Source organism: Mesocryomonas lacus (genome assembly GCF_055730135.2).
The window spans coordinates 248,103-265,523 of record NZ_JBUZWE020000002.1 but is presented as its reverse complement, the minus strand read 5'-3'; the positions used below and the strand labels follow the sequence as shown (position 1 = coordinate 265,523).

At 68.3% G+C, this 17,421-nt stretch carries 13 protein-coding genes; 2 read left to right on the top strand and 11 right to left on the bottom strand.

From position 1 onward, the window contains the following. Positions 1 to 85 precede the first annotated feature (85 nt). Entirely contained in the window at positions 86 to 1,042 is a 957-nt protein-coding gene (locus ACZLZY_RS04220; RefSeq protein ID WP_472932193.1) for a rhamnan synthesis F family protein, read from the top strand. An 18-nt stretch (positions 1,043 to 1,060) separates the two neighbouring features. On the opposite strand, the gene ACZLZY_RS04215 is transcribed toward ACZLZY_RS04220, so the two are convergent. The 9 genes from ACZLZY_RS04215 to ACZLZY_RS04175 all read right to left on the bottom strand — a co-directional run bounded on the left by ACZLZY_RS04215 (position 1,061) and on the right by ACZLZY_RS04175 (position 13,822). Beyond that, entirely contained in the window at positions 1,061 to 4,222 is a 3,162-nt protein-coding gene (locus ACZLZY_RS04215) for a glycosyltransferase (RefSeq protein ID WP_472932192.1), read from the bottom strand. Between the two features lie 163 nt (positions 4,223 to 4,385). After that, on the bottom strand, positions 4,386 to 5,315 hold the full coding sequence (locus ACZLZY_RS04210; RefSeq protein ID WP_472932191.1) for a GDP-mannose 4,6-dehydratase: 930 nt from the start codon (positions 5,313 to 5,315) through the stop codon (positions 4,386 to 4,388). A 63-nt stretch (positions 5,316 to 5,378) separates the two neighbouring features. Further along, a complete protein-coding gene (gmd, locus tag ACZLZY_RS04205) occupies positions 5,379 to 6,353 on the bottom strand; it encodes a GDP-mannose 4,6-dehydratase (RefSeq protein WP_472932190.1) in 975 nt (324 codons plus the stop codon). Positions 6,354 to 6,748: 395 nt separating this feature from the next. Continuing rightward, positions 6,749 to 8,329 carry a gamma-glutamyltransferase family protein gene (locus tag ACZLZY_RS04200; protein ID WP_472932189.1) on the bottom strand — a complete coding sequence of 527 codons (1,581 nt, stop codon included), beginning with the start codon at positions 8,327 to 8,329 and terminating at the stop codon, positions 6,749 to 6,751. 22 nt (positions 8,330 to 8,351) lie between these two features. Beyond that, the gene (locus ACZLZY_RS04195) at positions 8,352 to 9,365 is read right to left on the bottom strand and encodes an oligopeptide/dipeptide ABC transporter ATP-binding protein (RefSeq protein ID WP_472932188.1); all 1,014 of its coding nucleotides are present in this window, start codon (positions 9,363 to 9,365) and stop codon (positions 8,352 to 8,354) included. After that, the gene (locus ACZLZY_RS04190) at positions 9,362 to 10,369 is read right to left on the bottom strand and encodes an ABC transporter ATP-binding protein (protein WP_472932187.1); all 1,008 of its coding nucleotides are present in this window, start codon (positions 10,367 to 10,369) and stop codon (positions 9,362 to 9,364) included. Before ACZLZY_RS04190 ends, ACZLZY_RS04195 begins: the two co-directional genes overlap by 4 nt. Beyond that, entirely contained in the window at positions 10,366 to 11,253 is an 888-nt protein-coding gene (locus ACZLZY_RS04185) for an ABC transporter permease (protein WP_472932186.1), read from the bottom strand. Before ACZLZY_RS04185 ends, ACZLZY_RS04190 begins: the two co-directional genes overlap by 4 nt. After that, entirely contained in the window at positions 11,253 to 12,200 is a 948-nt protein-coding gene (locus ACZLZY_RS04180; RefSeq protein ID WP_472932185.1) for an ABC transporter permease, read from the bottom strand. The genes ACZLZY_RS04185 and ACZLZY_RS04180 overlap by 1 nt, the downstream gene beginning before the upstream one ends. After that, positions 12,200 to 13,822 (bottom strand): ABC transporter substrate-binding protein, encoded by a 1,623-nt coding sequence (locus ACZLZY_RS04175; RefSeq protein WP_472932184.1) that lies wholly within the window; start codon positions 13,820 to 13,822, stop codon positions 12,200 to 12,202. Before ACZLZY_RS04175 ends, ACZLZY_RS04180 begins: the two co-directional genes overlap by 1 nt. 200 nt (positions 13,823 to 14,022) lie before the next feature. Here ACZLZY_RS04175 and ACZLZY_RS04170 point away from each other — a divergent pair, with 200 nt between their 5' ends. Next, entirely contained in the window at positions 14,023 to 14,667 is a 645-nt protein-coding gene (locus ACZLZY_RS04170) for a GntR family transcriptional regulator (RefSeq protein ID WP_472932183.1), read from the top strand. Between the two features lie 111 nt (positions 14,668 to 14,778). Here ACZLZY_RS04170 and atzD read toward each other — a convergent pair whose 3' ends face one another. Further along, on the bottom strand, positions 14,779 to 15,867 hold the full coding sequence (atzD, locus tag ACZLZY_RS04165) for a cyanuric acid amidohydrolase (protein WP_472932395.1): 1,089 nt from the start codon (positions 15,865 to 15,867) through the stop codon (positions 14,779 to 14,781). 46 nt (positions 15,868 to 15,913) lie between these two features. Beyond that, positions 15,914 to 17,377 carry an amidohydrolase family protein gene (locus ACZLZY_RS04160; RefSeq protein ID WP_472932182.1) on the bottom strand — a complete coding sequence of 488 codons (1,464 nt, stop codon included), beginning with the start codon at positions 17,375 to 17,377 and terminating at the stop codon, positions 15,914 to 15,916. Positions 17,378 to 17,421: the final 44 nt, after the last annotated feature.

The following is a 17,421-nucleotide window of genomic DNA, read 5'->3' as shown; positions in this document are numbered from 1 at the left end:
GTCGGCGAGCCCGGGGCGCTTCCCGCATTGACCCGCTGGGTGCCGCCGGAGATAAGGCGCCGGTTCGTCGCTCGGTGGGACCGTCATGCCGCTACCCGTATCTTCGTCCGCGACACCGGTGACGGTTCTCGTCCACATCCACTACCCCGAGATCTGGCAGGAGATGTCGGGCCTTATCGCCCGGCGGCTGACCCTCCCCTTTCACCTGGTGATGACCACATCGCGTCCGATGGGCGATCTCGCATTGCCGAAAACGCCGCATCTCCTGTCCCACCGCCTCATCATGGTGGAAAACCGGGGGCGGGACATCCTGCCGTTCCTGCGGGCGCTCGCCGAGACCGAGGATTTCGGGATCGGCCTGAAGCTGCACACCAAGAAGTCGCCGCAGCGGGCCGATGGTGCCCAATGGCGGGCCGAACTGCTGGATTCCCTCCTGCCGTCGCCGGAGGGCACCGAGGCAATCGTGGCGAAGATCGCCGGTGATCCGCGGATCGGCTTCGTCACACCCTCGGGCTTCTGCCTGCCGGTGAAACCCTGGATCCTCGTCAACGGGCCGGCGATGCAGCGGACCATGTCGGTGGTCGGCGACGGCCTCACCGAGGCGGACATGGAGGGCGCCTATTTCGCCGCAGGCAGCATGTTCTGGTTTCGCCGTCCCGCTCTGGCGGCGCTGGCGGATAAGGGGCTTCCGCCGCTCTTCGAACCAGAGGAAGGGCAGCTCGACGGGACGATGGCGCATGGAATGGAGCGGCTGTTTCCGGTCGAGGCGCGACGCCAGGGGTTTCTCAGCGTGGCCATGCCGGTCCTCATGGCCTCCAGCCCGGACACTCCGGAATCGAGCCTACTCTCGGCGACGCAGGCCCATACCGAAGAGCCGAACTTCCTGTTCCCCGCGCCCTACGTGTCACCTGCCTCGGCCGCCTTTGCCCCGCCGCCAACGGCTGCACCGAGGCGGATGCGCATTCTCCGCTTCCTTGGCCCCGCCTACCGTGCGCTCCCCGCGCCCCTTCGGCGTCTCCTCAAGACGCTCGCCGGTCGCTGACCGCCACCCGCGCTGCGGTCAAGGCTTGCGGGCCGTCGCTTGCGGCAAGGCCGCGTGGATTTCGGCCAAACGCGTCTCGACGATCCGGCCGACATTGGCCGGGCCGTATCGCTCTTCGATGAAGGCCTGGCCGGCCTTGGCCTTCAGCGCGGCCTCCTGCGGATCGGCGACGACGCGGGCCATCGCCGCCGCGCAAGCCGCCTCGTCCGGATCGGCCCAGACCTGACCCTCGGCATAGACGTAGTCGTCGGGCCCGACCCGCTTCAGGCGGAAGGGGACGGGATAGCCGGTATCGTCGCGCAAAAACTCCGTGTTGCCGGAATAGTTCGTGGCGATGACGGGCTTGCCCATCGCCATGGCCTCCGCCATTCCCAGGCCAAAGCCCTCGGCGCGGTGCAGCGAGACATAGCAATCGGCAGCGTTCATCAAGGCGAACATGTCGGAGCGCGACAGCGATTGGTCGATGATCCGAATCCGGCGATCATTCCGCGCGGCAGTGAGAAGCGCTTCCTTGATCTCGGGGAAATGGCCCTCCGCGCCCGTCGACTTGACGATCAGGCCGACGCGGCTCGACGGGTCCGGAAAGGCCTTTCGGAAGGCCCGCACCACCGCCAGCGGGTTCTTGCGCTGCGGGAACGAATAATAGTCGAACGAGAACAGGAAGTACCGGCGATCGTCCTCGAGCTCGAACCGGCTTCGGCCATCGGTCTCCACTTCCGGCAGCATGACGCAAGGCGGGACGACGGTAATCGTCTTGTCGAAGATCGTCCGAAAGCTCTCGGCCACGAAGTCGTTGGGGGCCCAGATCTCGTCGACGGCTTTAAGTTTCGGACGCCAGCTTTCAGGCGCCTTTCCGAGTTCCCAGTAGGTGCGCAGGACATTGTAGCTGCGGTCGAAGTGCAGTGCGCTGATGTTGCCGAAGACGGTCGCCAGCTCGTCGGGCGTCACCTCGATGACGTTGACGGCGTGGGCGCGGTTCAAATCGTAACGCTCGGGCATATAGGGACCCGCTCGGCGTCCCTCCACGCCGATGCCGAAGGGATAGATGGAGAATGGCGTGCGGGTCTTCGAGAGGGCCAGCGCCATGCCGCGCAGCGACTGCCCGAGGCCGAGCTGCGCATCGATGTAGCCGATCAGGAGCGCCGAGCCGGCGAGCGGCGCGATGCGGCGGCGGTAGACATCGAGAGCGGACTGCCCCGTCCGCCTCAGGCGCTTGCCGGCGCCTTGCCGCAGACGCACCACCCTGTCCGAACGCGACCGCAGGAAGTGTCCGAGTTCGCCGAGCGTCGCCCGGCTGGCATTGCCGAAGCCTTGCTCCTCCCAGAGCGTCCCGAGCTGCAGCGTCAGGCGTCCCGCCGTCTGGACCCGGCGCGCGGCAAGGCCGCTCAAGCGGCGCGCCATGAGGGAGGAGGTCCCGGCCTGCTCGCCGTCGAGGGCGATGGCCTGCACCAGAGGCTGGCGGCGCCTGAGGCTTTCGACGATGGCACTCGGGTCGCGCGTCTGTAGTTGCGACAGGGCGTGCCGCAGCGCCATTGCCGTATGGCGCAGCGTATATCCGTTGCGGACCTCGTAGAGCCCGCGCTCGCCGATCCTCCGGCGTTCAGCAAGGCTGAGGGCAAAGCTGTCTTCCAGCTGGCGCAACAGCCCGTCGACAAACGCTTCCGCCGGGCGCTCTTCCGGCGCGGCCTTGCCGACCGCATCGCCCCCCGGGAAGGCGAGCCCGCCCTCGAAGGTGAGCTCGCCGAGCGATCCGTCATGGTTGAACAGGCACGGCACCCCGCAAGCCTCGGCCTCGATGATGGTCATGAAGGCCTGATCGGCGCTCTCGCCGGCGATCGTGAAGTCGACGCTCCGGAAGATCCGCGCCCTCTCCTGCGCGCTCACCGGCGAGAGCGTCTGGTAGACGTCCATCCGCTCGGCGTTGAAACGCGCGATCTCGAAACCCGACCAGCGATAGCTACTGTCCGGCCTGGCCGGCAGTACGGTCAAAAGGCCCGGCCCCATCAGGACCAGTCGTGCCGATTTTCCATCCGCCACGAAGCGGCGCCACGCTGCGAGAATAGCATCGGCGGACCCACGATCCCCCTCGCTGAGAACGGCGAGATAGGTCGGCTCGTCGAAGAAACGGACGGCCGGACCCGACGGGTGGAAGATGTCCGTCTCGACCCCGCGCGGGATGTGGAAGCAGTTGGCAAATCCAGCGTCGGCAAAGGCATCCCGCATTCGCCTCGAGGCCGCGAAAACGGCGCGGTAGCGGTCCTTGTGGGCAAGCCAGCTTTCAGGAAGGCTGTCGCCCTCGAAGCTGGTGTAGAGATAGTCGCTGGTGTCGGCGTCCGCATGGGACAGGACGAGCTCCGGCGCATTCTTGTCGATCAGCCCGAAGCGCCTGAGATAGGAATACAGCCGCCCGGTGCTGGCATCCTTCTCTTCCTCTGACCGCGGGTCCGGCTCGGCCAGGTGGACGCCGAGGCCGAGATGCTTCTCAGCAAAGTAGAGCTTGTTCTTCGCGATATAGTCGGCCTTGCGGGCCAGCTTCTCCTGGTTGAAGGTCGAGCTCGAGAAATGGTCGATCTGCGAGGCCGGAAGATAGGCGCAGCTGTAGCCCGCCTGCCGCAGGCGGAACCCGAAATCGGCATCCTCGTGGTAGAAGCCGAACTCGTCGTCGAGAAATCCAATCTCATCAATAGCCGAGAGGCGGACGAGCGCGCAGGTCAGCTCGCAGAAGTCGGACTCCAGACGCGTCGCCGCCCCCTCGGCGGGGTGTGTGTCGTGGAAGAAATCGACCCGGTCGAGGTTCCAGAAAACCCGGTAGGACAGCGGCTGCTCGTTGCTGTTTTCCTCGATGATGTTCTGCGAGGGCGCGACGATGCCGAGCCGCGGATCGCGCTCCATCTCCGCCAGCATCTCGCCCATCACGTCGGTGCGGAACACGATGTCGTTGTTGGAGACGCAGACATAATCGAGGCCGCGGATGCGGGCGAGATCGGCGCCGATGTTGCAGGCCTGCGTGTAGGTATGGGGATGGCCGAGCTGGACGATCTCGACCCCGGCCGCCGCGCACACGGCCTCCGTCGTATCGGTGCTGCCCTGGTCGAGGACGACGATGCTGGACGGCGCGAAGCGCAGCGTCGGCAACATCCGCTCCAACAGGCTGCCGCCCTCGATCGACGGAATAACCATCAGAATCTTGTGCGACGGATCTGCCATATTCATTCGCTTCCTGCCTCGGAATCGTCCGAGATTGACCGTGCCGAGACGGCATCGGAAAACATCTGGACCGGCGGTCCGATATATCCAGCTATGGATCGCCGCAAGTGCGCCGCGCGCCCGCCTCGGGCACCTTTTAGAGAGGGCGGTCCGCTGCCCGCCAATGCGCCAGCACGTCTTGCAGCGTCGTCTCGAAGGGGATGCTCGGAGACCAGCCGAGAAGCGCCCGCGCGCGGGCGCCGTCGCCAACGGCGCGCGGGATCTCGTTGGCGCGCATCCGCGCCGGATCCTGGGTGACCGTAATCGCCTGGGGGCTCATCGCCAGCAGTGCTTCCAGAATGGTCGAGATCCGGCGCGCCGTGCCGCTGGCGAGATTGATCGCGATCCCCGGCGGCAAGCTTTCAGGCAAAAGGGCCGCCAGCGCATAGGCCCTGACCACGTCCCGGACGTCGAGGAAGTCGCGCTCCGCCTCCAGATCACCGACAGACACGACCGGTGGCTGCCAGCCCTTCTCGATCTCGGCGATCTGCCGTGCGAAAGCCGAGACGACATAGGCGTCGGTCTGCCCGGGGCCGGTGTGGTTGAAGGGGCGAAAACGCACCGTGTCGAGCCCGCTGCCGGCCATCTGCCCGAGCAGCAGATCGGCCGAGGCCTTGGTGACGCCGTAGAGGGTGGCCGGCTCTAGCGGTGCGCTCTCGGTCAGGCCCTCGGGGAAATGATTGAAGCTGCGGCCGTAGGCTTCCGAGCTGCCGGCAAACACGAGCCGCGTCCGCGGGGAAGAGGCCAGGATGGCCTCTGCGAGGTTCAAGGTGCCGGTCAGGTTGACGTCGAAAGCCGCGCGCGGATCGCGGCGCGCCTCGGCGGGCGCGGCAATGGCCGCCAGATGCACCACGCAATCGGGTTGCAGCTCCGTCAGGGTCGCCCGGATCAGTCCGGTGTCGCCAAGACCTTGAATGCCCGGCGGAAAGAACGGCACCGCGGCCACGCCGACCTCGGCAAAGTGACGCATCAGCCATTGCCCGACAAAGCCGGACGCGCCGGTGACCGCCACGCGGGGTTTCGTCAAGCTCGGTCTCCGTCGAGGCTTAAAAGGGAACAGGCGCGACCATGCCGGACGCGGCCTGCAGCTTCAAGGCCGAAGGCGCTGTAGGTCGGCGTCGACCATTTCCGTGATCATCTCTTCCAGCGTCGTCTTCGACTGCCAGCCGAGCTTGTTCCGGGCCTTGGTGGGATCGCCCAGGAGAACGTCCACCTCGGCCGGCCGGAACAGTTTCTCGTCGATCACCAGGTGATCGTCCATGGTGAGCCCCGCATGCTGGAAGGCGATGCGGCACATGTCGCGCACGGTCACGGTCCGCCCGGTGGCGATGACGTAGTCGTCCGGCTCGTCCTGCTGCAGCATGAGCCACATCGCCTCGACATAGTCGCGCGAATGGCCCCAGTCGCGTTTGACGTCGATATTGCCGAGACGAAGCTCGCTGGACAGTCCAAGCTTGATGCGCGCGACACCGTCTGTGACCTTCCGGGTCACGAATTCGAGGCCGCGAAGCGGCGACTCGTGGTTGAAGAGGATGCCACTCGAGGCATGGATGCCGAAGCTCTCGCGGTAGTTGACGGTGATCCAGTGCCCGTAGAGCTTGGCGACGGCATAAGGCGAGCGCGGATAGAAGGGCGTAGTCTCCGACTGCATCGGCTCCTGGATGAGACCGTACATTTCCGAGGACGACGCTTGATAGAAGCGCGCCCCCGGGCATTCCAGGCGGACCGCCTCGAGGACGTTGGTAACGCCCAGCCCGGTGACGTTGCCGGTCAGGATCGGCTGCTGCCAGGAGGATTTCACGAAGGACTGGGCTGCCAGATTATAGACCTCATCGGGCGCCACCTCGCGCACCGTGCGGGTGAGGCCGGAAAGATCGAGCAGGTCGCCGTCGAGGAGTTGCACCCGGTCGGCGATGCCCAGCCACTTCAGGCGCACATCGTTGACTTCCGAGGTGCTGGAGCGCCGGACCAGTCCATATACCTCGTATCCCTTGTCGAGGAGGAGCTGCGAGAGGTAGGCGCCGTCCTGACCGAGAATGCCGGTCACCAGGGCTTTTTTCGTCATGGAAATCACACTTTAAGAACTGCGCGGAACCGCCGCTGCATTACCTTGCGACGCAAGGTGACGATGGGGCCTCAAGCTGGCTATGCTTCACCAAGCCTGAACATGATGTCCGCATCTAGGCAAGCCGATGATGAAGGCAATCGCTGATTCCGCCGGGCGTGCCACCCCCCCGCCTGGCACTGCCCGACGCCAACGCCACGCCCTTTAGCGCCTGCGCAATTGCTCGGCGGTGGCGTCCGAGGACAACGCCCTTCAGGGTAGCAATGCTGCAGCAACATCTCGCTCGCCGGCAGCCAGCGGCGTGGTTCAAGCGTCTCGACGGGCGATGCTGCAGGCCCGCCCCCTCAACGAGGCGGTCGCCGTGGTCGACGTCGGCCTTGCCGGCGTCGCGGCGGTCAGAAGCCGAGCGCCATGCCGTCCTTCCGGCTGTCGGAGCCACCCTCGAGCAGATGGTCGCCGATGCGGATCGCCTGGCTGCCGCCGATCGGGCTCGCGGCGGTGGTGAGGACATGGCCACGGGCGGAAAGATCGGCGCGGGTCGCCTCGCCGATGCCGGGCTCGAGGTCGAGCGTGCCGGCATGGGCGAAGCTGCGCGGCTCGTCCATCGCCGCCTGCGGATCGAGGCCCCTGTCGATGAGGCCGGAGAGGAAAGCGGCATGGCCGGTCGCCTGGTACTGGCCGCCCATCACGCCGAAGGGCATCAGCGTGCGCCCGTCCTTCGTCACCATGCCTGGAATGATGGTGTGCATCGGCCGCTTGCGGGGGGCAATGGCGTTGGGATGGCCCTCGATCAGCCGGAAGGAGGCGCCGCGGCTGTGGAAGAGCACGCCGGTCGCGGGGTCGAGCCGGCTCGAGCCAAAGCCGTGGAAGATCGAGTTGATGAAGGAGATAGCATTGCCGGCCGCGTCGACGACACTGAGATAGATCGTGTCCTCGTGCTCGGGCTCGTCCCAGAGCGCCGGCGGCAGCGCCCGGTCCATCTTGATCCGCGCCCGCAGCGCGGCGATCGTCCGCTCCGAGAGCAGCGTCTCGGCGACGCCCTCGCAATGGTCGCTGTCGCCGATCAGTGCGTCGCGGTGGTGGTAGCCAAGCTTCGTCGCCTCGGCGAGGAGATGGATGCGGTCGGCCTCGCCCATGCCGGCGACGTCGAAGCCCTCCATGATCTTCAGGATCACCAGCGCGACGAGCCCCTGCCCGTTCGGCGGGCACTCGTGCACGGTGAAGCCGCGATAGTCGGCGGAAATCGGCTCGACCCAGGTCGCCCCGTCCGTCCCGGCAGCGAAATCCTCTACCGTGTGGAGGCCGCCGAGCGACTGGAGATGCGCGACCATCTTGGCCGCCGTGTCGCCTTGGTAGAAACCGGCCGCACCCTTTTCAGCGATCTCCGCGAGGCGCTCCGCGAGCAGCGGCTGGGCGAAGCGGTCGCCGGGCGCGGGCGCCTTGCCGCCGGGAAGGAAGTGCGCGGCCGCATGGACGTCGCCGGCCGGCGTCGCGGCATTGTTCGCCCAGTCCATGGCGACGCGCGGCGTCACCGGAAAGCCGTCGCGGGCGTAGCCGATCGCCCGGGCGAACAGCGCCGAGAGCGGCCGCGAGCCGTGGTCGGCATGCAGCCGGCACCAGGCCGAGATCGCGCCGGGGACGGTCACCGAATGCGGGCTGGTCTGCGGGATCTCGTCGGTCAGCCCCGCCGCCTTCAGCGCCGCGACGGTGGCGGCCGCCGGCGCCCGGCCGGAGCCGTTCAGCGCCGTCACCGCCCCGCCCGCCGGCGCATAGAGCGCAAAGCAGTCGCCGCCGATGCCGGTCATCAGCGGATCGACGACGCACTGCACCGCCACCGCCGCGATCGCCGCGTCCACCGCATTGCCGCCGCCCTGCAGCACTTCGAGGCCGGCCGCCGTCGACAGCGGGTGCGAGGTCGCGATCATCGCCGTCGAGGCATAGGTCGTCGGGCGGCGGGCGGAGAAGAAGTCGAACATGGGGGAAAGGCTTTCGGTCTGCTCAGGAAAGGGGATGGTAGCAGGCGGCGGCGCGTCCGGGAACGCGCTGCACCAGCGCCGGGTCGTCGGCATGGCAATCGGCCTGGACGTAGGCGCAGCGGCCGGAGAAGCGGCAGCCTCTCGGCAGGTCGAGCGGGCTCGGAATCTCGCCCGGCAGCGGATCGGTGATCGGCTGGAAGAACTCCGGCGAGGCATGGCGCAGCGCCAGCGAATAGGGGTGCGCGGGCGCGGCCAGCACCGCATTGGTCGGGCCGGTCTCGACGATGCGGCCGAGATACATGATGGCGATCTCCTCGCAGAGATAGCTCGCGACGCCGAGATCATGGGTGATGAAGAACAGCGTCAGCCCCATTTCCCGCTGCAGCTTGCGCAGGAGGTTGAGGAGCTGGGCCTGGGTCGAGACGTCAAGACCGGACACCGCCTCGTCGGCGACGAGCACCGAGGGGTTGGAGGCGAGCGCCCGGGCGATGGCGACGCGCCGCACCTGCCCGCCGGACAGCGCGGCCGGATAGCGCGCGGCGACCTCGGCGGCGAGGCCGACGCGGCCGAGCAGCTGCGCGACGCGCGCCTCGATCTCGTCCGTGGCGCAGATGGCGAAATGGCGCAGCGGCTCGGCGATGAGCGCGCCGACGGTCATGCGCGGGTTCAGCGAGCCGCGGGCGTCCTGGTAGATCATCGCGACGTCGCGGGCGAAATCGGGCCCCGCCGCCCGCATCTCGGTGACCGCCTTGCCCTGGTAGAGCGCGAGGCCCTGCGACGGCTCGGTGAGGCCGAGGAGGACGCGCAGCAGCGTCGACTTGCCGGACCCGCTCTCGCCGACCAGCGCGACGCTCGCCCCGCGGCGGATGCTGAGGCGCACGCCGTCGAGCGCGGCGAGGTTCTGCTGCCGTCGCTTCAGGAAGCCGGCGGGGCGGGTGACCTGGTAGACCTTCTCGACGTCGAGAAGCTCGAACAGCGGCGGGCCCTCCGGGAAAGGCGCTGTCTTCGTCGGGAGCGGTGCGGCAAGGGCGGTCATTGCGGATTCCAGCAGGCGAGCGATCGGCCGTCGACCTCGGCGAGCGGCGGGCGCTCGGCGGCGCAGCGCGGCAGGACGGCGGGGCAGCGGCTGGCGAAACGACAGCCGGTCGGCATGGCATCATAGCTCGGAACGCCACCTTCCGGCGGCTCGAGGTCGCTGGTGCCGATCTCCAGCACGCAGGACTTCAGGAGCTTGGTATAGGGGTGCCGCGGATGCTCGAGCACGGTGCGGCAGTCGCCGGCCTCCATCACCTGCCCGGCATAGAGCACGACGATCCGGTCGCAGGACTGGCTGGCGAGCGCGAGGTCGTGCAGCACGAAGATGCAGCTCGCGCCGCGCGCCTTGGTCTGGTCGAGGATCAGCCGGACGATCTGCGCCTGGATCGTCACGTCGAGCGCCGAGGTCGGCTCGTCGGCGAACAGGAGGTCCGGATTGCAGGCGAGCGCGATCGCCACCATCACCCGCTGCTGCATGCCGCCCGAAAGCTGGTGCGGAAAGGCGGAAAGGCGCGCCGCGGCATCGTTGATGCCGACATCCTCGAGCAGCGCGACGGCCCGGAGCCGCGCTGCGCGGCGGTCCAGACCGAGATGGCGGCGCAAGACCGAAATCAGCTGGCTGCCGACGGTGTAGCAAGGGTTCAGCGCCGATCCGGCGTCCTGGAAGACCATGGACAGGCGCCGTCCGCGCAGCTTCGCCCAGCCCTTCTCCTTCAGCGTCACGAGGTCCGGCACGTCGTCGAAGCGGGCGCGGCCCTCGATCTCAGCCTCGCCGCGGCCGAGGAGCCCCATCAGCGCGACGGCGATGGTCGACTTGCCGGCCCCGCTCTCGCCGACCAGCGCCAGCGTCTCGCCGCGCCCGACGGTGAGCGAGACCGCGTCGAGAATGCGCTTGCCGCCCCGGTGCAGCGTCAGGCCCTCGACGTCCAGCAAGGCCTCGGCCCTCGACGCTGCGATCACGGGGGCGACGGGGGTGGAGGCGTGGAGGGTCACGGCGGCGTTCATCGGGCGCTCCGGAGTTTTGGATCGAACTCCTCGCGCACGCCGTCGCCGACGATCGAGAGGGCGATGAGGAGCAAGGCCAGCGCCAGGCCCGGCATGCCCGACATCCAGGCCGCGAAGGAGACGAAGCCGCGGCCCTCGGCGATCATCAGCCCCCAGTCGGGCGTCGGCGGGGTGACGCCGATGCCGAGGAAGGAGAGCGAGGACGAGACGAGGATCGCCTCGGAGACGCGGATCGTCACCTGCACCAGCAGCGGGAAGAGGACGTTCGGCAGGATATGGCGGAGGATCACGGTATGGCGCGGAATGCTCATCAGGCCGGCGGCCTCGACGAAGAGCTGCACCTTCACCTGCAAGACGTCGGAGCGCACGGTGCGGGCGAAAGGCCCGATCAGCGAGAAGCCGACGGCGAGGATCACCTTGTCGACGCCCTGGCCGAGAATGGCGATGAAGGCGACGGCAAGGATCAGCGAGGGGAGCGCCAGGATCGAATCGATCAGCCGCATCAGCCACCATTCGGTCCAACCGCTGGCAAGGCCCGCCGCAATGCCGAGGACGAGCCCGCCGAGCGCCCCGATGAGGACGGAGACGACGCCGATCAGAAGCGCGTATCGGGCGCCATGGATGATGCGGGAGAAGATGTCCTGCCCGTAGCTGTCGGTGCCGAGGAGATGCGCGCCGCCGGGCGGGGCCATCATCGCCTCGATCGACTGGTCGGTCGGGCTGTAGGGGGCGAGCTGCGGCGCGAAGAGGGCGCAGACGACGAAGCCGAGGGTGACGAGGAGCGCCAGGGTGAAGAAGGGCCGGCGCAGGAACAGCGACGTCTGGCGACGGGGGCGTGTCGCGGCCGGCAGGCCGGCGGCAGGCAGCGTATCGTAAACGGTCATCAGCGCGGCTTCAGCCTCGGATCGATGAAAGGATAGGACAGATCGACGATGAGGTTGACGACGATGAACAGCACCGCCGTCAGCATCACGGCCGCCTGCACCAGCATGTATTCGCGCCCGAGCACTGCGCCGGTGAGGAGCTGGCCGATGCCGGGCAGCGAGAACACCGTCTCCGTCAGGACAGCGCCCTGCAGGATGCCGCCGAGCTGCAGGCCGATCATGGTGACCACCGGCATGGCGATGTTGCGCACGCCATGCACCCAAATCACCCGCCATTCCGGCTCGCCCCGCGCGCGGGCGGCGGCGATGTAGGGCTGGTCGAGCACGTCGACCAGCGAGGCGCGGGTGATGCGCACGATCATGCCGATGAAGAAGGTCGAGAGCGTCAGCGCCGGCAGCACCATGTGGTACAGGCCGAGCCAAAGGTCGTCCCACGGCGCGACGAAGCCCATCACCGGAAAGGCGCCGAGCTGCACGGCGAGGAACCAGATCAGGCAGATGCCGAGGAAGAACGAGGGAAACGCGGTCCCGGTCAGCGCGAACACCGCGATGCCGGCGTCCCAGATGCTGTCCTTCTTCACCGCCGAGACGACGCCGAGGGGGATGCCGACCAGCACCGCCAGCACGATGGAACAGGCGGTGAGCGTCAGCGTCACCGGCAGCGCCTGGTGGACGACATAGTCGAAGATGTCGGCGCGCCCGACATAAGAGACGCCCCAATGGCCGGTGATGAAATTGCCGAGCCAAGAGACATACTGGACGACGACCGGCTGATCGAGGCCGAGCGCCGTGCGCAGCTGATCGTAGCTTTCCTGCGAGAATTCCGAGCCTAGCATCAGCATCACCGGATCCCCGGGCGCCAGCTTCAGGAGCGAGAAGCTGGCGATCGAGACGATCAGGAGGACGACGAGGGTCTGGAAGACCTTGCCTGCCGCCTGCGCCAGCATCAGGACATGCTCACGCCGTGCAGGTTGACGAGATCACAGGGAATGTACTCGAAGCCCTGCACCTTCTTGGAGAACACCTTGTAGATCGGCATGTGCGCGAGCATGGCGATCGGCGCCTCGTCCATCAGGATGTCCTCGGCCTTGTGGTAGAGCGCGGCGCGCTTCGGCACGTCGATTTCGGTTTGCGCCTCGACGCAGAGCCGGTCGAATTCTGGGCTGGACCAGCCCCAGTAGTTCCAGGAGCCACCGGTCTTGAACTCGGGGAAGATCGTCTCCTCCGGGTCGAGATCGGCGACCCAGTCGAAATCGAGCATCTCGAACTTGCCGTCCTTCATCCGTTGAACCCAGGCGGCCGGCTCCAGGAGCTCGAGGTTCACCTTGATGCCGATCTCGGCCAGCATCGGCACGATGGTCTGGGCGACGCGGGTACCGACGGGGCCACGCTCGGCCATGATGTAGGTGACCGCGATTTCGCCCTGGTTCTTGGCCTTGGCGCGGAATTCTTTGGCCTTGGCGAGGTCGAAGCGGTGACCGCGATCGGTCTCGTCGATCTTCGGGTCGTAATAGCCGGTCATCGGCGGCGAGATCGGGCTGAAGGCCTGCTGCGCCAGCCCGAAATAGGACCGCTTCAGCAAGGTATCCCGGTCGATGGCGAAAGCGACGGCCCGGCGGAGATTCACGTCGTCGAAGGGGGCGGCGCGGTTGTTCATGCCGATATAGGTGTAGTTGCCCTCGACCTCGCCGTAGAGCGTGACCGTCGGGATCTGCTTCACCTGGGCCACCAGCTGCATCGGGCAGTCGGTCATCCCGTCGATCTGGCCCGACAGCAGCGCCGCGACGGCGGTGCTCGCCTCGTCGATGAGCATGAAGGAGGCACGCTGCAGCTTCGGCAGGCCCTTCTCGAAATAATCGGGATTGGCCTCGAGCTCGATCGAGTCGTTCTCCTTCCAGGAGACGAACTTGAACGGACCGGTGCCGACCGGGTTGCGGCCGTAGTCGAGGCCGTACTTCTGGGCCGCCGCGGGGCTGACGATGGTGCCGGCGCGGCCCGTCGAGCCGGTCAGCGCCACCGGCAGGAAGGCGTAGGGCTCCGAGAATTTCAGCCGCACGGTCAGCGGGTCGACGATCTCGATCTCGTCGAGCAGTTCCAGCTTCCAGGCATGCGGCGAGGCGGGCGTCCCGGCCTTGACGCGCATCAGCGAGAATTTCACCGCCTCGGCGTCGCAGGGCGTGCCGTCGTGGAATTTGACGCCGGCGCGCAGCTTGAAGAGGTGCGTCTTGTCGTCTTCGAGATCCCAGCTCTCGGCAAGATCCGGCTCGAACTTCACCGCGGTGCCGTCATAGGTCACCTTCAGGAGGCCGTTGTGGATGTTGTTGATCACCTGCACGGCCGACAGGAAGAAGGTGAAGTGCGGGTCGAGCGTGTCGATGTGCTTGATCGCGGCGATGCGGATATGGCCGCTCTGCTGGGCGCGCGCCTCGCCGGGCATGAAGCCCGCGCCGGCCGCGGTGAGGATTCCGGCGCCGAGACCCTTCAGGAGGGTGCGGCGGCCCATGCGCAGCGTGATCCGCTCTTCCAGGATGCGCTTGTGGTCGATCTTGCCGGCAGTCTCGTTCGTCATGTCTGGACCTTTCTCCGTTGTCCCCTTCCCGCGGGACCGGATCGCGCGACGGCGACGGGAAAAGCTCGGTGGTCCGCATCGCCGGGGCCCGTCGAAAGCCTCTTCTGGGCGACCTCTTTCCGCTGCCGATCTTCTGATGTCGACTTTGATGGCGTTGTGTATACAATTGCAAGCCTAAATAATAAGCACGAGTAGATAATATGCAGACACCCCGTGGCTGGGCGGATCAGATCCATTCCGCGCTGATCGAGCAGATCGTCGAGGGAAAGCTCGGGCCCGGCGACGTCCTGAACGAACAGCCGCTGGCCGAGGCTTTCGGCGTCTCCCGCACCCCGGTGCGCGAGGCCTTGCAACGCCTCAGCGCGGCCGGTCTCGCGGAGCGCGGGGCGCGGCGCGCCTTCGTGGTCCGGCGAATGGAGCCCTCGGCCCTGCAGGCGCTGTTCGAGGCGGTCGGCGAGCTCGAGGGGCTGGTCTCGCGCCTGGCCGCGCTGCGGATGACCGAGGTCGAACGCCAGGCGCTGACAGCCATCGTTGCGGAGGGCGAAGAGGACGGCGTCGACTATGCCGAGGCCAATGCCCGCTTCCATGCCGCCATCCACCAGGGCGCGCATAACCCCGTTTTGGCGGCGACGCTCGCCGATATCAGCCTGCGCACCTTGCCCTGGCGCGGCGCGCAGTTCCGCGCCCGCATCGCCCGCATCCAGAGCTCGCGGACCGAGCACCGGGCGATCCTCTCGGCGATCCTCGCGCAGGACGGCGAGGAGGCGCTGAGGCTGATGCGCGCCCACGTCGCCGCCTCCTTCCTCGGCATCATGGCGATCGTCCGGAGCAGCGCCGGGGCCTGACCCGCGCGAAGGCCACCGTCCCCGCGAAGCCTCCGTCCCTGCGAAGCCTCCGTCCCTGCGAAGAGCGCGTCGGCCGCCCTCTGCGGGGCGGCCGACGCGGGGCTGGCGCGATTAGCGCGTTGGCATCCGCTCGGCAATGATCGCAACGGGACCGCCGCCATCCGGGCCTTGGTGCTCGGCACCGCCGGAAACGAAGATCTCGGTCGTGCCGACGAGGCCGGCAAGGACGCCGGCGACGAAGGCGCGGGCATGGCGGGTGGCCGAGATGTCGCTGTCGTCGTTCATGGTGTGGCGGCTGCCGCGCACCCGGCCGCTGCGCGAGGCCTCCGCCTTGGCGAGCAGCGCCCTGAAGCCGGCACCGGCGGGGATGCCGAGCCTAGCCATCGCCGCGCGCACGGGCTCGGCGTCGATCGCGTCGGCCATCACCGCGTGATCGATCGCCAGCGGCCCGCGCCAGGCTGCGCTCATGCCGAGAACGAGGATCTCGTGGCCCATCAGCTCGATCCCGGCCGAGGTGCTGGCGCGGCCGGAATAGAGGTTCATGTCGGCCCCGATCCGGCTGTCGCCGAGCGCTGCGGCGTCGATCTCGCCGAGCGCCAACGCGACGCCGAGCGCGCTCGCGCCCCGCGACAGGCCCATAGACTTCAGCGTATCGCCCGTGGCGCAGGGAGCGCCGCGCTCGGCTGCCGCAGCGATCCGGGCCGAGGTCAGCAGCGGGCACTTGATCTGGACGAAATGCACGTCGGCGGGATCGGTGATCCCCGCTTGCGCCATCGCCGCGGTGACGCCGGCCCGGACCGCATCGACCTGCGCCATCCGGCCGATCTCTTCGGGCAATAGGTCCGGCGTGATGGCGGCGCCGAGCGCCAGCGACATGCCGCCGGCCCCCGAAGTCTCTGCGTCGCTGGCACGCTCGAACACCAGCCAGTGCGGGCTGAGCGCGCCCTCGGTGCCGCCGGACATGACGAGGACCACGCGGGCGGCGGCCTCGCCGATCTCGGCCGCCAGAAAATCCGTCAGCGCGCGGGTGGCAAAGCCGCGGGTGAAATCGTTGACGCAGCCATTGCCCTCGGTCTTGCCGAGGATCGCGACGATGCCGGCGGGATCCAGACGGCCGGCGCGCACGAGGGCTTGAAGACCCGAGACATCGTCGGGAGCGGCGGCGAGCACGCGGTGAAGGCGGGCGACGGGAGCGGTCAGGGTCGGTCTCCTCGGGTCAGGCTGCCGGCGGGAGGCCGGCGGAACTTCAGCAGCAAGGCGGGGCGCGGAAATGGGCGCCCAGCGCCGCTTCGAGATGCGGCAGGGCCGCGGCGAGGTCGGCGGACGCGCCGATGCCGTGCCGCAGCCGGTCCATCAGCTCGCGCTGCGCGGCGGAGTGGTCGATGCCGGTCAGCCGACCGTCTGCGAGGATGGTGCGGCCGCCGACGATCATCTCCGCGATATCGGCCTTCACACCCCGGGCGAGCAGCAGGTCCAAAGGATCCGAACAGGGCAGGAGGGCATCGGCATCCAGCCGGTCGAGGTCGAGCAGCAGGAGATCGGCGGGCTCCCCCGCGGCGATCCGCCCGCCGGCGTCAACGCCGGTGATCGAGGCCCGGCCGTTCCGCATGGCCATGTCGAGCAGCGCTTCGGGCGCGATCACCGCGTCGAACCCCCAGCCGCGGTGCAGGAGGTTGGCGAGGCGCATTTCGCGCAAGGCGTCGTCGTCTTCGTCGAGCGCCAGGCCATCGAGCCCGAGGGCGATGCGGCATCCCGCCCGGACCATGTCGCCGACCGGCGCGATGCCCGAGCGGATCTGCAGGTTGGAGCTGGTGTTGACGGCGATCGTCGCGCCGCTCTCGGCGATCAGCGCCAGTTCGTCCGGCCGGGCATAGGTGCAGTGCGCGAGCGTCAGGCGCGGCGACAGGAGGCCGATCTCGGCGAGATAGGCGACGAGGCCTTGGGGATAGGCGGCATCGGCCCAGGCCCGCTGGTAGCGGGTTTCGAGGAGATGCATGTGCACGCGCCGACCGGTCAGCGCCGAAGCCTCCGCGACCGCCTCGAGGAGCGCCGGACTGCACCACTGCGGGCCGGCGGGCCCGTATTGCACGCAAGCGCCCTCCCCGACCGCCGCGGCGGTGTCGTCGACCAGCCGCAAATGCTCGGCGACGGTCGGCGGCGGCGCGGCGATGCGCCGGGCGATGGCCGCGCGCGCCGGCCGCGGCAGCGCCGCCAGAACCGGATCGGCCGGGCCGTAGACCAGCGGGTTGATGTCGCGGAGCGCCGGGGCGAAGCCGATGCGCACCCCGATGTCGCGGGCCGCCCGCGCGGTCTCGGCCGCCTCCTGCGGAAGCCGGCCGACGCTCTGGAACCGTGTGTGGTGCACCATCACCGCGCCGGCGCCGCCGAGGACGCTGCGGCCGAGCGAGGCGCAGGCCGACAGATAGGGATCGACATGCGGCAGCAGCGCGAGATGGCTGAGCCAGAGCTCGAGCGGCTTGCCGCCCGCCCCGAACGAGCTGGCGCGAACCGGCCGCGCATGATCATGGGCGTTGGCCAGCACCGGCATCGCGACGCGGCGCGGCGGCTTTCCCCCTTCAGCCGGAAAGGCGGAGGCGGCGACGTCCGTGATCAACCCACCTGAAATCTCCAGGCGCGCCGGCAGAGTGGGGGAGAGCGCCGGCGCGCCGATCACCCCGGCACAGTCGATGATCCGCCGGTCCGGGATCAAGCGACAGCGCCCGCGGACGGCAGAAGGCGGCCTTCGGCGGGAGC